The organism is Pseudomonas sp. Irchel s3a18, assembly GCF_900187535.1.
Classification (GTDB): domain Bacteria; phylum Pseudomonadota; class Gammaproteobacteria; order Pseudomonadales; family Pseudomonadaceae; genus Aquipseudomonas.
On the sequence record NZ_FYDV01000010.1, the window covers coordinates 15186 to 31163 of the forward strand.

Genomic DNA, 15978 nt, shown 5'->3' on the forward strand with positions numbered 1-15978 from the left:
ATCCTGGCCGTCAGTACAGCCCGTCACTCTCAGGCAACTCGTACTGCGCCTCGAGTTTGCCTGAACCACCGGACTTGCCCGGGTTGCTCAGGGTCGGCTCCTTCTCCAGGCATTCCACCAGATAGTCGATCAATACCCGCAGCTTGGGCGGCAGGTAGCGCGTCGGCGAATGCAGCAACCAGGCGCCGCCATGATAGGAGGCCAGAAAGGTCCAGTCCGGCAGTACCTGCACGATCAAGCCCTGTTCCAGGGCATGGCGCGCCGTGAAATACGGCAGGCTGCCAATGCCGATGTGCTGCAGCACGGCCCCCAGGCGCACGCCGGTGTGATTGGCCGCATATCGGCCACGCACGCCGACGGTAACGGCTTTGCTGCCCTTCTTGAACTTCCACCGCGCATCGCTTGGGGTTTCGCCCAAGTAAACGCAACTGTGATTGAGCAAGTCATGGGGATGGGTGGGCGTGCCGTGCTCCGCCAGGTACTGCGGTGTCGCGCACAGCATGTGGTCGATGGTCAGCAGTTGCCGCCCCACCAGCCCCGCGGGCGGGCGATCGGTAATGCGAATGGCCAGGTCGACATGATCGTCGATCAGGTCAACCTGGCGATCCTCCAGCAGCAGTTCTACATCGACCTTGGGGTAACGGCGAAGAAATTCCGGCATGTGGGGATGAATCACGAATCGTCCCACCGCCTTCGGCACGCTGACCCGCACCAGCCCTTCGGCCTCCTGGGTGAACTGACCACTGATTTCCATCACCGAACGGGCGGCGCTGACCATCTCCTGACACCGCTTGAACACTTCTTCACCGCCATCGCTCAGGCGCAATTTGCGCGTGGTGCGTTGAAGCAACCGGGTGGCCAGGGCCTTCTCCAGACGCGAGATACTGCGGCTTACCGCTGACGGTGACGAGCCCATCTGCCGAGCGGCCTCGGAGAAGCTGCCGGTCTCGACGACCTTGACGAAAGTCGCCATTTCACCCAGCAACGGCAGCGGTAGATTTATGCTCACAGCGCAACAGTCCTTTGATGTTTAAACGGATTATCACGCAATTCAGCGGTACATATAATAAAAAATAGAAATTTTAGTAAGGCCGTGGAATATGACGCTTCGCCTCTTTTTCCATAGTGATGACCTCAAGGCCAATGTGGAAGTCCTGGAATGTACGCCCTGCGAAAACGAGTTTGCCGTCGTGCTGCAGGCGACGCTGTTTCATCCCCAGGGTGGCGGCCAACCCTGTGATACCGGCTGGATTGGTGACAGTCAGGTCGTGCGCGTGACCCAGGAAGTAGATCGGATTGTGCATTACGTCGACCAGCCGGTTGCCCCGGGAATGACCCGGATACAGGTCGACGAACAGCGTCGACAACTCAATACCCGCCTGCATTCGGCCGGGCACTTGATTGGTCACTGCGCCGAATCCCTGGGCTGGATTCCCGTCAAGGCCCACCACTGGCCTGGCGAGGGTCGCGTGACGTTCATGCCGGGCCAGACGCCACAGGAGCTCAACGTCGAGACGCTCCAGAACACCCTGGCCCAGTGGATTGCCAATGATCTGCCGCGCTTGACCTCGCTACGCGAAGGCGCGCGGGAAATCGGCTTCGGTGAACTGCCCGCCTACGGCTGTGGCGGTACCCATGTACGGCGCCTGCGGGAATTAGGCACGGTCACTATCGACTCCCTTTCGCAAAAGAAAGGCGCGCTTTCAGTTCGCTACGACGTGAGCTGAGTCATTCGGCGATGACGCTGCGCTCAAGCCAGCGTCATTGCCTGAAGCTGGTGGGCCTGCACTCGCAGGCTTGATGACTCTCTGCTAGATGGACCTAAGACATGATGCTTGACGTCGGATGTCTCGATGAGACCTGCCTACAAAAACTGGTCAACGAAGAAGTGCTCGCCATCCGGCTCAAGCATTTTCTCCCCGGACCGCTCGCCCGCAAGATCGGCAACAAGATTCTCGCGCCCGGTTTCGAGGGCTACATCAATGCTCCCAGTATCGGACGCATCGGCATGGCGTTCTACGAAGCGCAAAACCAGCCACCACTGATCGAAGACTATTTCGAGCGTGCCAGTGCCAACACCGCCGAACTGCGTGCCCGTTGCGCGCCCTACTCCTCCCCCGTCGACACCCTGCGCTGCCTGCTCGACGAGGCATGGCCAGCCGGGGCGCACCTGGAAACCCTGTACGGTCGCAAGATGTACGCCGGCCTGTCCCGAGTGGTCAAGCCCGGGGTGTGCTTCCTGGCTCACCACGACATTTTCGCCAAGGACGCACCCGATAGTTTTCAGGCCCGCAGCCTGGAGGCGCAATTTGCCTGCAACCTCTACCTGAATATGCCCACCGAAGGTGGCGCCCTGCAGATCTGGGACCACGACATCTCACCCGAGCGGTTCGATGAAATGCGCGGCGACAGCTATGGCATCGACCCGGCCCTGCTCGGCCCGCCCACCCTGGAGATCGTTCCGCAGCCCGGCGACTTCATCATGTTCAATTCACGCCGCATGCACGCGGTGACACCGGGACTGGCCGATCCACGATTGAGCCTGTCGTTTTTTGTCGGCTATCGCGGCAATGCCTCCCCCCTTACTTTCTGGAGTTGAAATGTTTTCGAATTATCTAGGCGAATTCCTGGCGCTGGCGACCATTCATTTTCTGGCCGTCGTCGCACCGGGACCTGATTTTGCGGTCACTATCCGCCAGAGTGTGCGGTTCGGGCGCGTGGTCGGGATCTGCACGGCGTTGGGTATTGGCGCCGGCATTTCGGTGCATGTGCTGTACACCTTGCTGGGAGTGGGCGCATTGATGCACACCACGCCCTGGTTACTGACAGTGGCCAAGGTGGTGGGGGGCGCCTACATTCTGTACCTCGGCGTGAGCCTGCTGCGCAGCAAACCCAAGTCGACGATCGAAGGCGAGAACACGCAAGAGCCATCGCTGGAACAGCAGACCCTGTTCAAGGCTTTCACCACAGGCTTTCTGACCAACGCCACCAACCCCAAGGCAACGCTGTTCTTCCTGGCGATATTCACTACCCTCATCAGCGCCACGACCCCCTTGCAGGTGCAGGCGCTTTACGGGCTGTGGATGTGCTTCGTCAACGCCCTGTGGTTCGTGATTGTGGCGTTGTTCTTTTCAAGCAGCCGGGTGCGGGAGTTGTTCATGCGCATGGGCCACTGGTTCGAACGGACCATGGGCGTGATCCTGATCCTGTTTGCCGGGCGCTTGATGCTCTCGCTGTGAATCCACGGGCCGGAGAGCAACGGGCAGTTGCTCTCCGGCCTGACAGCGCGGCCTGTTACTTGAGGTTACCGCTGAGGAACTGCTGCAGACGCTCGCTCTTCGGATTGCCCAGCACCTCTTCTGGCGCGCCCTGTTCCTCGACCCGCCCCTGATGCAGGAACAGCACCTGGTTGGACACTTTGCGCGCGAAGCTCATTTCGTGGGTAACCATGATCATCGTCCGGCCTTCTTCGGCCAGCCCCTGAATCACTTTGAGCACTTCGCCGACCAGTTCCGGGTCCAGGGCCGAGGTCGGCTCGTCAAACAGCATGATTTCCGGCTCCATGGCCAGCGCACGGGCAATGGCCACGCGCTGCTGCTGGCCACCAGAGAGGAACGCAGGGTACTGGTCCGCTACCCGGGCGGGCAGGCCGACCTTGTCCAGATAACGGCGAGCACGCTCTTCAGCGTCCTTTTTACTCACGCCCAGCACCCGGCGCGGGGCCATGGTGATGTTTTCCAGCACGGTCATGTGTCCCCACAGATTGAAATGCTGGAACACCATCGCCAGGCGCGTACGCAGTCGTTGCAACTCGGCATCGTCCGCCACGCGCATGCCGTGGTGATCCTTGACCATGCGAATCGACTTGCCGTCCATGCTCATGGCGCCGTCGTTGGGGGTTTCGAGAAAATTGATGCAGCGCAGGAAGGTACTCTTGCCCGAACCGCTGGCGCCGATCAGGCTGATCACATCACCGGTATTGGCCTTCAGCGAAACGCCTTTGAGTACTTCGTGGCTGCCGTAACTCTTGTGCAGGTCTTCAATCGTCAATTTGTACATGTGCGCAAGCATCCTCAACGGGAAGTCTTAGTGAGCCGGGCCGAGAAAGGCCAGCCAGCGGCGTTCAGCCAGTCGGAACAGGCCGACGAGCGCAAAGGTGACCGCCAGGTAAATCAACGCGGCGATGCCGAACGACTGGAAGGTCAGGAAGGTCGCGGAGTTGGCGTCGCGGGCGACTTTCAGAATGTCCGGGATGGTCGCGGTAAAGGCCACGGTGGTCGAGTGCAACATCAGGATCACTTCGTTGCTGTAGTACGGCAGCGAACGACGCAGGGCAGATGGCATGATCACGTAGGCATACAGCTTCCAGCCGGTCAGGCCATAGGCCTTGGCGGCTTCGACTTCGCCGTGGGCCATGCTGCGGATCGCCCCGGCGAAAATCTCCGTGGTGTAGGCACAGGTGTTCAAGGCAAACGCCAGGATGGTGCAGTTCATCGCATCGCGAAAGAACGCATCCAGCAGCGGCTGCTCACGGATCGCGGCCAGGCTGTAGATCCCGGTGTAGCAGATCAGCAGCTGGATATAGAGCGGCGTACCCCGGAACAGGTAGGTGTAGAACTGCACCGGCAGACGCACGTAGAACCTGGAGGAAACCCGGGCGATAGACAGCGGGATCGACACCAGGAAACCGATCAGGATCGAGGCGCTGAGCAGCCACAGGGTCATGGCCAGGCCGGTGATGTGGTAACCGTCGCTATAGAAGAACGGCTTCCAGTATTCCTGCATGAGTTCAATCATCGTACAGCCTCCCGGGAGCCTGCCGCGTAGTGCCGTTCAAGCCAGCGCAGGACAACGTTCGACGCGCTGGTGATCACCAGGTAGATCAGCGCCGCCAACACCAGAAAAAAGAACAGCTGATAGGTGCTTTTACCGGCGTCCTGGGCCGCCTTGACCAGATCGGCCAGGCCGATGATCGACACCAGCGCGGTGGCCTTGAGGATCACCATCCAGTTGTTGCCGATACCCGGCAGGGCAAAGCGCATCATTTGCGGGAACACCACGAAGCGAAAACGCTGGGCGCGGCTTAAACCATAGGCGGTGGCCGCCTCCATCTGCCCACGGGGTACGGCGAGGATCGCGCCACGAAAGGTCTCGGTGAAATAGGCGCCATAGATGAAGCCCAGGGTGATGATCCCAGCACCAAAGGGATTGATCTCGATGTACTCCCAGTCCATGACCACCGTGAAGCTGGTGAGCCAGGTTTGCAGGCTGTAGAAAATCAGCAGCATCAGCACCAGGTCCGGCACGCCGCGAATCAGCGTGGTGTAGAGCTGGGCCGGAATCCGCAACAACTTGACGCTGGAGAGCTTGGCGCTGGCACCGATCAGGCCGAGCACAACGCTCAGCAACAGCGACAGTATCGATAACTTGACGGTCATCCAGGTGCCTTCCAGCAACAGAGGGCCAAAACCCTGCAAGCTGAATGCGGAAAGCCCGAGTGTCTGTAGCACAGCTTCGAACATAATTGAGGACCTATAGCGATAAAAAAACGCCCGTCCGGGGACGGGCGCGAGGCGTTATTTGCCGCTGTAGAGATTCAGATCACCGAAGTGTTTCTTCTGGATCGAGGCGTAGGTACCGTCATCGTGCAGCGCCTTGATGCCTTTATCGATAAGGGCCTTGAGCTCGGTATTGCCCTTGGCGATACCCACTGCGGTCTTGGCCGGCAACAGTTCGCTGTCGACCGGCGGGCTGACCTCGAAACCCACGCCTTGAGGCGACTTCAAGAAACCCAGTTCGGCTTGCAGCATGTCCTGGATCGAGGCGTCGAGGCGACCGGAAATCAGGTCCGCGTAGACCTGGTCCTGGTTGGCGTAGGCCTGGGTCTTCACCCCGGCCTTGTCCAGTATTTTCTTGGCGTAGGCCTCTTGAATAGTGCCCTGCTCGTAACCGACAGTCTTGCCCTTCAGGGAATCCGGGTCGGTGCTGAGGCTGGCGCCTTTCTTGAACACCAGCGCGGTCGGGCCGGAGAACAGCTCACTGGAGAAGTCGATAACCTTCTCGCGGGCGGGTGTCACGGTCATCGAGGAGATCACACCGTCGAACTTGTTGGCCTTCAGACCCGGAATCGTGCCGTCGAAATCGCTCTCGACCCATTTGCACTTGACCTTCAGCTCGGCGCAGATTGCATTGCCCAGATCGATATCGAAGCCTACCAGGCTGCCATCGGCAGCTTTGGATTCAAACGGCGCGTAGGACGGATCGACACCAAAACGCAGTTCCTTGTATTCCTTGGCCGTTGCCAGGCCTGCAGCCATGCACAACGTCAGCGCAGAGAGGGTCAGCAATGTTTTTTTCATTATTATTCAACTCCTGAAAACCACTAGGGCGCTTGTGCGCGCGGGTACTACTCCCGGAATGCACGCAACGCCTCCGACCCCGAACCCATCTCAAGCACATGCTTTAAGCAGTCCTGTACGTCGATGCCTGCCGGCAACTCCTACGCACAGACACTTACTTGTACGTACAAGCATATGCAATCAATCAGCCAACTCATCAACCATTGGCTGACTCACTCCGCACAAAACAAGATCAGAGGCTCTGGAATAAGGGTCTCAAGCGTCGAAAAGCGGTTTTCGAGAAGCACGGCAGCGCGTTCGCGACTGTTACCTCCATCGTGTTTCGCACCGAGTCAGTGCATTCGGTAACAACCAGAGGCACTGCACGGCGTGTAGAAATACCCCGCAATGGGCTAGCTCCGCGGCTGAAAAAGACTTACGACGCGCCAACCGATTCCGCTCGATGTACGAAATTTTTGAGCAGTGGAATAAAAAAGCGTGCCCGAAAATCCCTGAACTAAGCTGTCCACTTTGCGTAGGAGACCCAGAAACCGTGGCAACACCTCTCCCCAAGTCCCTGCTTTCAGAAGTGTTCCTGATTATTTAACGAAAGCTTTTCTTTGCAATATGGCGGTTTGCCTTGTTTGAACTACTTTCAAACAAGGAGAACGTCTTGCTGGTGCAAGTTGCATACGTTTTGTTCAGTGATCAATTAGCGGATTGGCATAAGGAACTACCACACTATGATCCTGGCCCGTTTGTTCCTGGCTTGCCCCCTGACTGCCGTCGGCTTGACCGGGCGTGCGAACCAGGCCTCCCGGCTCCCGTCTCCAGAAATATTTCTCACTCTCACCCCGTTTACCGAAGTCACTTCACCGGTCGGCCCGACCCGTGTCCGGGGCTCGGCTATGCACAGCACCCAGGAAAATCTACGTATTCAGCGAGGATGCACTTAATGAACTATCGTACCCTGCCCGCTTTCAAGCGAGTTTTCCATGGCCTGCTGTGGGTGGGCCTTAGTGTGGATGCCGCCCAGGCTGCGCCGAGCAATTGTGCGCAACTGGCCAACTTACCCGCCGTGTATGAAGTCGGCCAAGGGCTGCAGAGTGAGCTGCGCATGCCCGTCCCGGTGACGCAATTGGCGGTGGGCGACCCGAAAGTCGCCGACGTGCAAACCAGCAGCAGTAGCGCATTTATCCTCACGGGTATCGCCCCGGGGGCCACCAGCCTGATGGTCTGGACCGCCTGCTCCTCCACACCACGCCAAAGCATGATATTCGTCAAGGGCAAGGCGACCGCCGCACTGACCAGTGTGGCGACGGGACCTACCGACGACTCAATGTTGCCCAGCCAGGTCCAGACCGACATCCGCTTCGTTGAAGTCAGCCGCACCAAACTCAAGGAAGCCTCGGCCTCGATTTTCGGAGAACGCGGCAACTTCCTGTTCGGCTCGCCAAGAACCGTGCCCACCATCAACGGCATCGTCCAGCCCAGGCTGCCATTCAACAACGATTCGTTCAACCTCTCCTATCTCGGTGGCAAAACCCTGGTGATGATCAACGCCCTGGAAGGCAGCGGTTTCGCCTACACCCTGGCGCGGCCCAGCCTGGTCGCCTTGAGCGGACAGAGCGCAAGCTTTCTCGCCGGCGGTGAAGTGCCGATCCCAGTGCCCAGTTCGGGCAGCGACAACGTGTCCATCGAGTACAAGGAGTTCGGTATCCGCCTGACCCTGACCCCCACCATCATCGGGCGTGATCGCATCTCCCTGAAAGTGGCACCGGAAGTCAGTGAACTGGACTTCAGCAACGCCGTGCAGATCGCCGGGACCGCAGTGCCGGCGCTCACCATACGACGCACCGACACCAGCATCTCGCTGGCCGATGGCGAAAGCTTCGTCATCAGCGGCTTGATCAGCAGTCGCAACTCCTCTCAAGTGAACAAGTTTCCAGGACTGGGCGACATTCCGGTGCTCGGCGCGTTCTTCCGTGACAACGCCATCAACCGCGAAGAGCGCGAGCTGCTGATGATCGTTACGCCACACCTGGTCCAGCCGCTGGCCGCCAACGCGAAGCTGCCTTCGTTGCCAGGCGAGCAACTGCGCAACTACGATCCGAATTTCTACCGTATGTTCTTCCTGGAAAACGGCGACTTCGACAAACGCACCGGGTTATCGCAATGAGCCGGTGCCTGAATCGGTCTTTTCTCACCCTTCCCCGTCATGACAGTGACCTTGAGCGCCTGGCCGGCGAGCCGTATTACCGCTGGCCGAGCACTCAAGGGGGCATCGCCAGAGGACACTCGATGAAAGCAGTCATTGCACTAACGGCGAGCTTGATGCTCGCAGGGTGCGCCTCAAACGGCTTCTCTTCGAAACCCGCCAGTTGCGCCAAGCCCACCTCGGACCAGGAGTTGTCGCTGAATCTGGCCGAAGAGATGGCCAACGATGGCCGCCTGTATGCCAGCCTGGCGAACCTGGACGGGTTGCCGGATGACCTGGTCCAGGTTCGCCTGCGCAAGGCGCGGGTACTGCGCATGCTCGGCCGTAGCGAGGCCGGGCCGCTGTATCAGAGCCTGATCGGCACCTGCCTGACTGCTGAAGGAGAACATGGCCTGGGGCAACTGGCGGCTGCCCGCGGTGATTACGCAGTCGCCACAGCGCACCTTGAGCGCGCGGCGAAAATGGCCCCCACCGACGAGAAGATCCGCAATGACCTGGGGGTCGTCTACCTCAACCAACGGCGGATCGAGGAAGCACGCTTCGAGTTCATGACCGCCCTGGAGCTCAAGCAGGAAGATTCACCGGCAGCTTTGAACATGGTCACGCTGCTGATCTATCAGGATAAATGGAAGCAGGCCGCAGAACTCGCGACTCGCGCCAGCCTGACCTCCAGCCAGGTCTCGGAGGCTCACGCTCGCGCGGAAAAGCTCAAGGCCTCGGGTAAATCGACGGAACCCGCGCCCAATCGCGTAGCAGAGGCGGTCGGCGCCTCTACGGCGGCGATCAAGTAGACCCTACGAGGAACTGACATGAAGACCAAACGGTTGGCTCTGATGTGCATCACCTGCCTGTCCACGAGCGCCTGGGCGATTGATCCGGGCCCCTCATCCGTCCCGCAGCAAGGCACGGAACAATGGTTGCAACTGCAGATTCGTGGTGTATTGGCGTCCCCTAAACTGCAAGCCGCCTCGGCCACCGAACGTGACCTGGCCATGCAGCGCTGGCTCGATAGCTACACGTACAAGATTCCGGAGTTCTATGACCAGGATATGGCGGGAGACATTACCAGTGACTGAGTCACGCCAGAGGCACATCAGCCTCTGACGTCAGTCAATACAAGCGTATTCCAATGTTGTCCGGCCAACAGGCCGGGGCAACTTTTTGTGCTGGCTGAGCTTTACACCTTCAAGCTTCTTTCTCAGGAAAGTGCAATGGGAAGGGGTGCAACGCCCGGCCAGCGAGATGACTCGCTGACGTTTGAATTGTTGGTCGTTGATCAGGTCGAAAAAGGCGCGAAGCTCATAACGATAGCGGGTGAAATCCGAACACACCAAACCTCTATCGGCACTCGCAAGCCGCTCTCACTGATGCACGAGCAGCGCTAAAGACAAGAGTGCTCAGACCTGGATCCTTTGTTCGAGGTCTTGCGTGAGCACCGTGGCGAGTTCGCAGGAAGCGGGCCTGCCACCCGTGCTTGCGCCAGCCATCATCGCTTTCGCTGTCACCCCAACCAGCTGAAGACAAGCCTGCGGCAAGTGATCGCGACAGGCCCGGAGAATGCTGCGAGAGGCAATCACCCTTTACAACCTGGAGCGACCGCGCACGCCCTCAGCATACAAAACGCCCGATGCGGTGCATCGGGCGTCAAGGTGCAATGGCCGTAAGCTTGTTTCAGGACTGAAAGGGTAATGTGGGTCAGGTGCAGGGCCACAACGGCGACGGAATTGAATGCTCCCCTCGCCTGCTCCACCCCATGTTCCGATAGCACACCCCTCAAACAGCCACCAACGCCTGCCTCACATTTTCCCGAACGCCCTGAACACTCCGATCATGGCCGGCCCGATGGCGACCAGAAAGAAGCTTGGCCACAAGCAGAAGATCAGTGGGAAGATCAGCTTGGTGCCGATTTTCGCGCCCATCTCTTCGGCCGCCTGTGTACGACGGTCACGGAACTCGTCGGCATAGATGCGCAGAGTGTCAGCCACACTGGTACCAAAGCGAATACTCTGTGCCAACAGACTGACCAGGCCCTGGACATCCTCGAGCCCGGTACGCTCGGCCAGTTGTTTCAGCGCCTCGGTACTGGTCACCCCGGCACGGATTTGCGCGTTGACCAACGCCAGTTCCTCCGCCAGCTCAATCTGACTGACCGCCATCTCCTCGGCCACCCGTTCAATGGTTGTAGGCAGGGCCAGGCCCGATTCCACACACACCACCATCAGGTCCAGGGCATCCGGAAACGCAGCCCGCAAACGGGCTTGTCGCATCTGTTTGCGCTTGTTGACATAAAATGCCGGCACCAGCCATCCAATACCCGCCACCAAGAGCACCAGCAGCATACCCAGGGCCAGGGAGAGCCCGCTGATCAGCGGTAACACCAGCAGCGCAACACCGATCAGCACCAACGGCAGCAGCAAGCGCGCCGCCCAGTACATCTGCACCGCCGAAGTCGAGCGGTAGCCGGCATGTATCAACAGCATCTGGGTCGCGGAGGCCTTGGTCGATTCGGCCGAGCCAAAGCGTTGCCCCACCCGCTCCAGCAACAGTTGCAGGTTGCCCGGTGCCTCCTGCCCGGACACCACACCACCACGCTTGATCAGCGCCAGACGACGCTGCACCGGGTCTTGCAGACCGAGCAACAACAACGCCACGGTGACCACCGCCAGAATCGTACTGGCACCGATGGCACCAACGAACAACAGGCGCGCCAACTCCTCGTTACCCGTCACCCGACTGAACAACCCGAGCAAATAATCCATGATCTGTACCTCCCGGTAGCGACCGGCGCCTAAACCTGAATCCGGATGATTTTGCGTATCCAGAAAATCCCGATCAACATGGCGCAGAACGCGCCCATGATCAGCTTGTGGCCTATGGGGTCATTGAACAGCACCGGCATGTAGCTGGGACTTGTGAGCACAATCGCGATCGCCAGCACGAAGGGAATGGCCACCAGCACCCAGGCCGACATGCGCCCTTCGGCCGACAAGGTCTTGACCTTGCGCTGGAAGCGGAATCGCCCGCGGATCAGCCGGCTCAAACGCTCCAGCACTTCCGTCAGATTGCCGCCGGTTTCGCGATGGATGAGTATCGAGGTCACCAACATCATCACCGTCATGCTCGGCATACGCTCCAGCAGGCCGAGCATGGCCCGGCGCACATCATTGCCATAGTTGATGTCGGAAAAGGTCAGGCCGAACTCATGCGCCACCGGCCCCTTGTGTTCATCACCCACCAGCCGCAAGGTTTCATTGAACGGGTGCCCGGCGCGCAAGGCCCGGCACATGGCGTCCAGGGCATCGGGCAGGCCCTCCTCGAACGCCGCGAAACGCTTGCCACGGTCACGGGAAATCTTCAGCAGGGGCAGCCAGAACACCCCGAAGCAGACTGCCAATGCCATCCACCAGACCGAAGAGATCATCCACACCAGAATACCTGCGCCCCCCCCCAGCAACAGCCCGAACAGCAGCACCCGATAGGCCCGGTACTCGTGCCCGGACTGCTCGATCATCTGGGTGATGGACTCCATGAAGGGCAACTGCTCGAGCCAGGCCTCCATGGGCGACAAGCGTGTGAGGTACTTTTGCCGCAGCACCGTCTGCATGTTCGGCAGCTGGTTGACCTTCTCCAGTTCATGCAAACGGCCACGGATGCGCTTGCGCATCTTGCCGGCCTCGCCGAACACCGGCACCACCACCCCCTGGGACAGGAGGAACACGGCAATAAACACCATGCCGAGAAAGACCAGAATGAATTCACCGGGAATCTGGTTCATGACTGCCGTTCCTCCATCCATTCAGGCCTGAACATCGTCAGTGGCAGTTCGATACCGCGCTTGGCCAAGACATCGCGAAATGACGGGATCATGCCGCTGGGCCGGTACTCGCCAAGCACTTCGCCGTTTTCGCCCATGCCCTGACGGGCAAAGGAGAATATTTCGGTCATGGTAATGATCTCGCCTTCCATGCCGTTGATCTCTTGCACACTGACCAGCCGCCGCTTGCCGTCCTCCTGGCGCTCCAACTGGATCACCACATCAATGGCCGACGCAATCTGCTGACGCATGGCCTTGATCGGGAACGTGGCCCCCGTCATCGACACCATGTTCTCGATACGCCCCAATGCATCGCGCGCGGTATTGGCGTGGATCGTGGTCAACGAGCCATCGTGACCGGTGTTCATCGCCGTCAGCATGTCCAGCGCCTCGGCTCCCCGCACCTCGCCGATGACAATGCGGTCCGGGCGCATCCGCAGACTGTTGCGCACCAGTTCCCGTTGGCTCACCTCGCCCCGCCCTTCGATGTTCGAGGGACGGGTTTCCAGGCGTACCACGTGGGGCTGTTGCAGTTGCAGTTCGGCCGAGTCCTCGATCGTGACAATGCGCTCGTTCAGTGGAATGAAACTGGAGAGCACGTTGAGCATCGTGGTCTTGCCGCTGCCGGTCCCTCCGGAGATCAGCACGTTCAAGCGCCCACGGACAATCGCCTTGAGCAGCAAGGCAATGGCCGGGGTCAAAGTCCCGACCTGGATCAGGCTGTCCGTATTGAGCAGGTCCACGGCAAAGCGGCGAATCGACATGCTCGGACCGTCGATGGCCAGCGGCGGGATGATCGCGTTGACCCGCGAACCGTCCTTGAGCCGGGCGTCCACCAACGGCGAGGACTCATCGATACGCCGGCCCAGGCTGGAAACGATCCGGTCGATGATATTCAGCAAATGCTGATCGTCGCGAAAACGCACGTCAGTGCGCTGCAGCTTGCCGAAGCGTTCGACATAGACCGAGGCATGGCCATTGACCAGGATGTCCGACACACTGTGATCGGCCAGCAACGGCTCCAGCGGGCCAAGTCCCAGCACCTCGTCGGTGATCTGCTTGATGATCAACTGGCGGCTGGCGGAGCTTACCGGCGCGGAATGTTCATCGAGCAGGCGCTGGCAAATCTCGCGGATCTGGCGTGCGGCATCGGCCTGTTCAAGAGTATCCAGTAACGACAGGTCCATGACCTTGAGCAGTTGCTGATAGATCTTTTCCCGCCACTCGGCCTCCACCGTGGTGACCTGGCTTCGGGTCTCATAAACAATGTCCGGAGCTGCACGCTCCCACGCCATCAGTTCTGCAGCCGGGTCTTCCAGGTTTTCGTCCTGTTGCCCATGCAGCGAGGTGACCGGTTTGCCGGACTGTTTGCGCAAGCGATTACGAATGTCGTTGAGCATGATTCATCCCCTGAAAAGACGGTGGAAGGCGCGATTGAGCAAGCCCCGCTTGTTGCTTATCTGGACACCGACCAACTCGTCTGTCATCTGATTCAGCGCAACAGTGATCGGTGACCGTGGTGCACACAAACCCAATGGCACGCCAGTGTTCTGGCTCTGGCTGACCGCGTTGAAATCGTTAGGCAGTTTCAACAGATTCGCGCAGCGCAGCGCCTCGCCAATGTCCTTGACGCTGACGGCGGCGGACTTGTCAAAGCGATTGACCACCACCTGCAGGTTTTCGCCTCGTACCCCCAGGTCATCGCGCAGTATCCGCACCAGGGAACTGGCATCGCGCAAGTGGCTGACACTCTGCTGTGCCACCACAAACACACGATCCGCCTGCTCCAGTACTGAGCTGGTGAGGTGATCAATTTGCCGTGGCAGGTCGACCACCACCCAGTCATAACTGGTGCGCGCCAACTGCAACAGCGCATCGAGCTGGTCGGTATGGGCATCCTGCGGCAGGCATAGCTCGCCCGCCCGGCCACCCAGCACATGCAGGGTCGGGCTGAAGTGACTGCAGAACCCGCGAAGCGCCACCGCATCCAGGCCCTTGATCTGCTGCAACACCTCCAGGTGACTGTGCGACTGCTGCACATCCAGATAATGGGTCACGCTGCCAAATTGCAGGTCCAGGTCCAGCAGCAAGGTAGTGCCACCCCTGGTGCTGAGTTGCTGGGCCAGGTTGCAGGCCAGCAAGGTTGTGCCGGACCCGCCTTTGGCGCCCATTATCGCGACCAGTTTGCCCTCGCCCTCGTTGCCATCCCGAATCTCCATCACCAAGCGGTTCAGGGCCGCGACCAGTTCAGTCTCGACCAGCGGCTCCGGCAACACATCACGGGCGCCGGCCTGCATCGCCAAGCGCATTCCATCCTGCTCACTCAATGAGCCACACACCAGCATCGGCGGACGCTCATGGGCCGGGCGCTGTAGCAGCGCCGACAATTCCTCACGCCACAAATGGCTGACACGCACCAGCAACAGGTCGGGTAGGCGCTCCAGGCCATAGAGCGGGTCGACGTGGCCGTTGCTCACCAGCCGCGTGCTCACCTCAAGGCCGGGCAGACGCTGGCAGACGCTTTGCAGGTCACGCAACGACACGGCATCACGACTGCTGATCAGCAGGCGCAGCCCGGATTTGCCGGTCGCAGTGGAGAGCGGGATGTCCTTGGTACTCAGCATGGTGTGATCTCCCCTGAATCGGAGTGACGCCCGAGACTTTCGCGTGGCAAGGTCGCCCGGACCACGGGCAAGGTAATGGGCACGCCAAACCCGGGAATGAACAGATTGAACACGTAATTCTGCAAGCTCACCTGGACATAGCGAATGGCGCGAAAACCATTGACGCCGGTGGTATCGGAGGGATTGGCCACTTGAGCACCGTTCGCGTCCAGGTAGCTCAGGGTCAGGTTGGTGGTGTTCAGATTGCCGATCAGCTGGCTCGTGCCACTGTCGCTCGCCGCATTGAAGATCGCCCGCCGCAAGATGATCTCCTGCTGCTCAGGGGTAACAGCACACACCGCCGCCAGGCGCGTACCACGGCGCACGGCTTCATCGAGCGCATTGACCGTGAAGTACAGGCGACCCATTTCCACCACCGCGAACAGCAGCGTGAAGACCAGCAGGCCAACGAAAGCGAACTCAACGACATAGGTACCGCGCATCTGTTTGCGGTTCATCACAGTGCCCTCATGACGGTCGTGGCGACCAGCGGGATGCTCAGCGAAAACGCGTTGCCAAAGAAACCAGGCATCGACCCGACACAATTGCCAGCACCAATCACCGGACAAAAGTTGTAGGTGATGGTGACCCGCACATGGTCGGTACCCACGGCTGCGACAACCACATTGGCTGTCGTCAGCCCTGACAAGACCGCGGTCCCGGTCTGAACGGGCACGCCATACACCGCGACATTTTTCGTCTGGGTCGTCAGCGTACCGCCCAGCACCACGGCTCCGGCGGTCGAATTCCAGGCCTGGCCGGCAACAAAGCGGTCGGCATCACGGCTGGCCTGCAGCAGTACGTTGTACTGGTAGAGCATGCGACCGAACTCGCCGAGGGCCAGCAACAACAGCAGCAACAAAGGCAGGACTAGGGTGAACTCCACCAAGGCCAGGCCTTGCTGGTTCTGCGGTCGCTTGAAAGCGTGAAGTGCCATGACGCCTC

The 15978-nt window shown here is 59.8% G+C and carries 18 protein-coding genes; 7 read left to right on the forward strand and 11 right to left on the reverse strand.

What is annotated here, in order from left to right:
- Positions 1-10: 10 nt before the first annotated feature.
- Positions 11-1009: a LysR family transcriptional regulator gene (locus CKW29_RS15150; protein WP_095143757.1), complete on the reverse strand. Its 999-nt coding sequence runs from the start codon at positions 1007-1009 to the stop codon at positions 11-13.
- A gap of 91 nt (positions 1010-1100) precedes the next feature.
- Here CKW29_RS15150 and CKW29_RS15155 point away from each other — a divergent pair, with 91 nt between their 5' ends.
- From CKW29_RS15155 to CKW29_RS15165, 3 genes are all read left to right on the forward strand, one after another.
- The gene (locus tag CKW29_RS15155) at positions 1101-1727 is read left to right on the forward strand and encodes a hypothetical protein (RefSeq protein WP_095143758.1); all 627 of its coding nucleotides are present in this window, start codon (positions 1101-1103) and stop codon (positions 1725-1727) included.
- 101 nt (positions 1728-1828) lie between these two features.
- The gene (locus CKW29_RS15160) at positions 1829-2599 is read left to right on the forward strand and encodes a 2OG-Fe(II) oxygenase (RefSeq protein ID WP_095148788.1); all 771 of its coding nucleotides are present in this window, start codon (positions 1829-1831) and stop codon (positions 2597-2599) included.
- 1 nt (position 2600) lies between these two features.
- Positions 2601-3239, forward strand: a complete 639-nt coding sequence (locus CKW29_RS15165; RefSeq protein ID WP_095143760.1) for a LysE family translocator — start codon at positions 2601-2603, stop codon at positions 3237-3239.
- A gap of 55 nt (positions 3240-3294) precedes the next feature.
- Here the strand turns inward: CKW29_RS15165 and CKW29_RS15170 are convergent, their stop codons facing one another.
- The 4 genes from CKW29_RS15170 to CKW29_RS15185 are packed head-to-tail and all read right to left on the reverse strand — an operon-like array spanning position 3295 to position 6359.
- A complete protein-coding gene (locus CKW29_RS15170; RefSeq protein ID WP_095143761.1) occupies positions 3295-4059 on the reverse strand; it encodes an ABC transporter ATP-binding protein in 765 nt (254 codons plus the stop codon).
- A gap of 27 nt (positions 4060-4086) precedes the next feature.
- Positions 4087-4797 carry an ABC transporter permease gene (locus CKW29_RS15175; RefSeq protein WP_095143762.1) on the reverse strand — a complete coding sequence of 237 codons (711 nt, stop codon included), beginning with the start codon at positions 4795-4797 and terminating at the stop codon, positions 4087-4089.
- Complete coding sequence (locus CKW29_RS15180; RefSeq protein ID WP_095143763.1) at positions 4794-5522, reverse strand: ABC transporter permease; 729 nt, start codon at positions 5520-5522, stop codon at positions 4794-4796. The genes CKW29_RS15175 and CKW29_RS15180 overlap by 4 nt, the downstream gene beginning before the upstream one ends.
- A 54-nt stretch (positions 5523-5576) precedes the next feature.
- A complete protein-coding gene (locus CKW29_RS15185; RefSeq protein ID WP_095143764.1) occupies positions 5577-6359 on the reverse strand; it encodes a transporter substrate-binding domain-containing protein in 783 nt (260 codons plus the stop codon).
- Positions 6360-7293: 934 nt separating this feature from the next.
- On the opposite strand from CKW29_RS15185, the gene CKW29_RS15190 reads away from it, so the two are divergent.
- The 4 genes from CKW29_RS15190 to CKW29_RS25555 all read left to right on the forward strand — a co-directional run bounded on the left by CKW29_RS15190 (position 7294) and on the right by CKW29_RS25555 (position 9941).
- Positions 7294-8517 (forward strand): type II and III secretion system protein family protein, encoded by a 1224-nt coding sequence (locus CKW29_RS15190; protein WP_095143765.1) that lies wholly within the window; start codon positions 7294-7296, stop codon positions 8515-8517.
- A 122-nt stretch (positions 8518-8639) separates the two neighbouring features.
- On the forward strand, positions 8640-9347 hold the full coding sequence (locus CKW29_RS15195; protein WP_095143766.1) for a tetratricopeptide repeat protein: 708 nt from the start codon (positions 8640-8642) through the stop codon (positions 9345-9347).
- Positions 9348-9365: 18 nt separating this feature from the next.
- Positions 9366-9632: a DUF3613 domain-containing protein gene (locus CKW29_RS15200; RefSeq protein ID WP_095143767.1), complete on the forward strand. Its 267-nt coding sequence runs from the start codon at positions 9366-9368 to the stop codon at positions 9630-9632.
- Positions 9633-9719: 87 nt separating this feature from the next.
- Positions 9720-9941 carry a hypothetical protein gene (locus CKW29_RS25555; protein ID WP_141234420.1) on the forward strand — a complete coding sequence of 74 codons (222 nt, stop codon included), beginning with the start codon at positions 9720-9722 and terminating at the stop codon, positions 9939-9941.
- Positions 9942-10352: 411 nt separating this feature from the next.
- On the opposite strand, the gene CKW29_RS15205 is transcribed toward CKW29_RS25555, so the two are convergent.
- The 6 genes from CKW29_RS15205 to CKW29_RS15230 are packed head-to-tail and all read right to left on the reverse strand — an operon-like array spanning position 10353 to position 15970.
- The gene (locus tag CKW29_RS15205; protein WP_095143768.1) at positions 10353-11315 is read right to left on the reverse strand and encodes a type II secretion system F family protein; all 963 of its coding nucleotides are present in this window, start codon (positions 11313-11315) and stop codon (positions 10353-10355) included.
- Positions 11316-11344: 29 nt separating this feature from the next.
- Positions 11345-12331: a type II secretion system F family protein gene (locus tag CKW29_RS15210; protein ID WP_095143769.1), complete on the reverse strand. Its 987-nt coding sequence runs from the start codon at positions 12329-12331 to the stop codon at positions 11345-11347.
- Positions 12328-13770, reverse strand: a complete 1443-nt coding sequence (locus CKW29_RS15215) for a CpaF family protein (RefSeq protein WP_095143770.1) — start codon at positions 13768-13770, stop codon at positions 12328-12330. Before CKW29_RS15215 ends, CKW29_RS15210 begins: the two co-directional genes overlap by 4 nt.
- 3 nt (positions 13771-13773) lie before the next feature.
- The gene (locus tag CKW29_RS15220; RefSeq protein ID WP_095148789.1) at positions 13774-14994 is read right to left on the reverse strand and encodes an AAA family ATPase; all 1221 of its coding nucleotides are present in this window, start codon (positions 14992-14994) and stop codon (positions 13774-13776) included.
- A complete protein-coding gene (locus CKW29_RS15225; protein WP_095143772.1) occupies positions 14988-15491 on the reverse strand; it encodes a TadE/TadG family type IV pilus assembly protein in 504 nt (167 codons plus the stop codon). Before CKW29_RS15225 ends, CKW29_RS15220 begins: the two co-directional genes overlap by 7 nt.
- The gene (locus CKW29_RS15230) at positions 15491-15970 is read right to left on the reverse strand and encodes a TadE/TadG family type IV pilus assembly protein (RefSeq protein ID WP_095143773.1); all 480 of its coding nucleotides are present in this window, start codon (positions 15968-15970) and stop codon (positions 15491-15493) included. The genes CKW29_RS15225 and CKW29_RS15230 overlap by 1 nt, the downstream gene beginning before the upstream one ends.
- Positions 15971-15978: the final 8 nt, after the last annotated feature.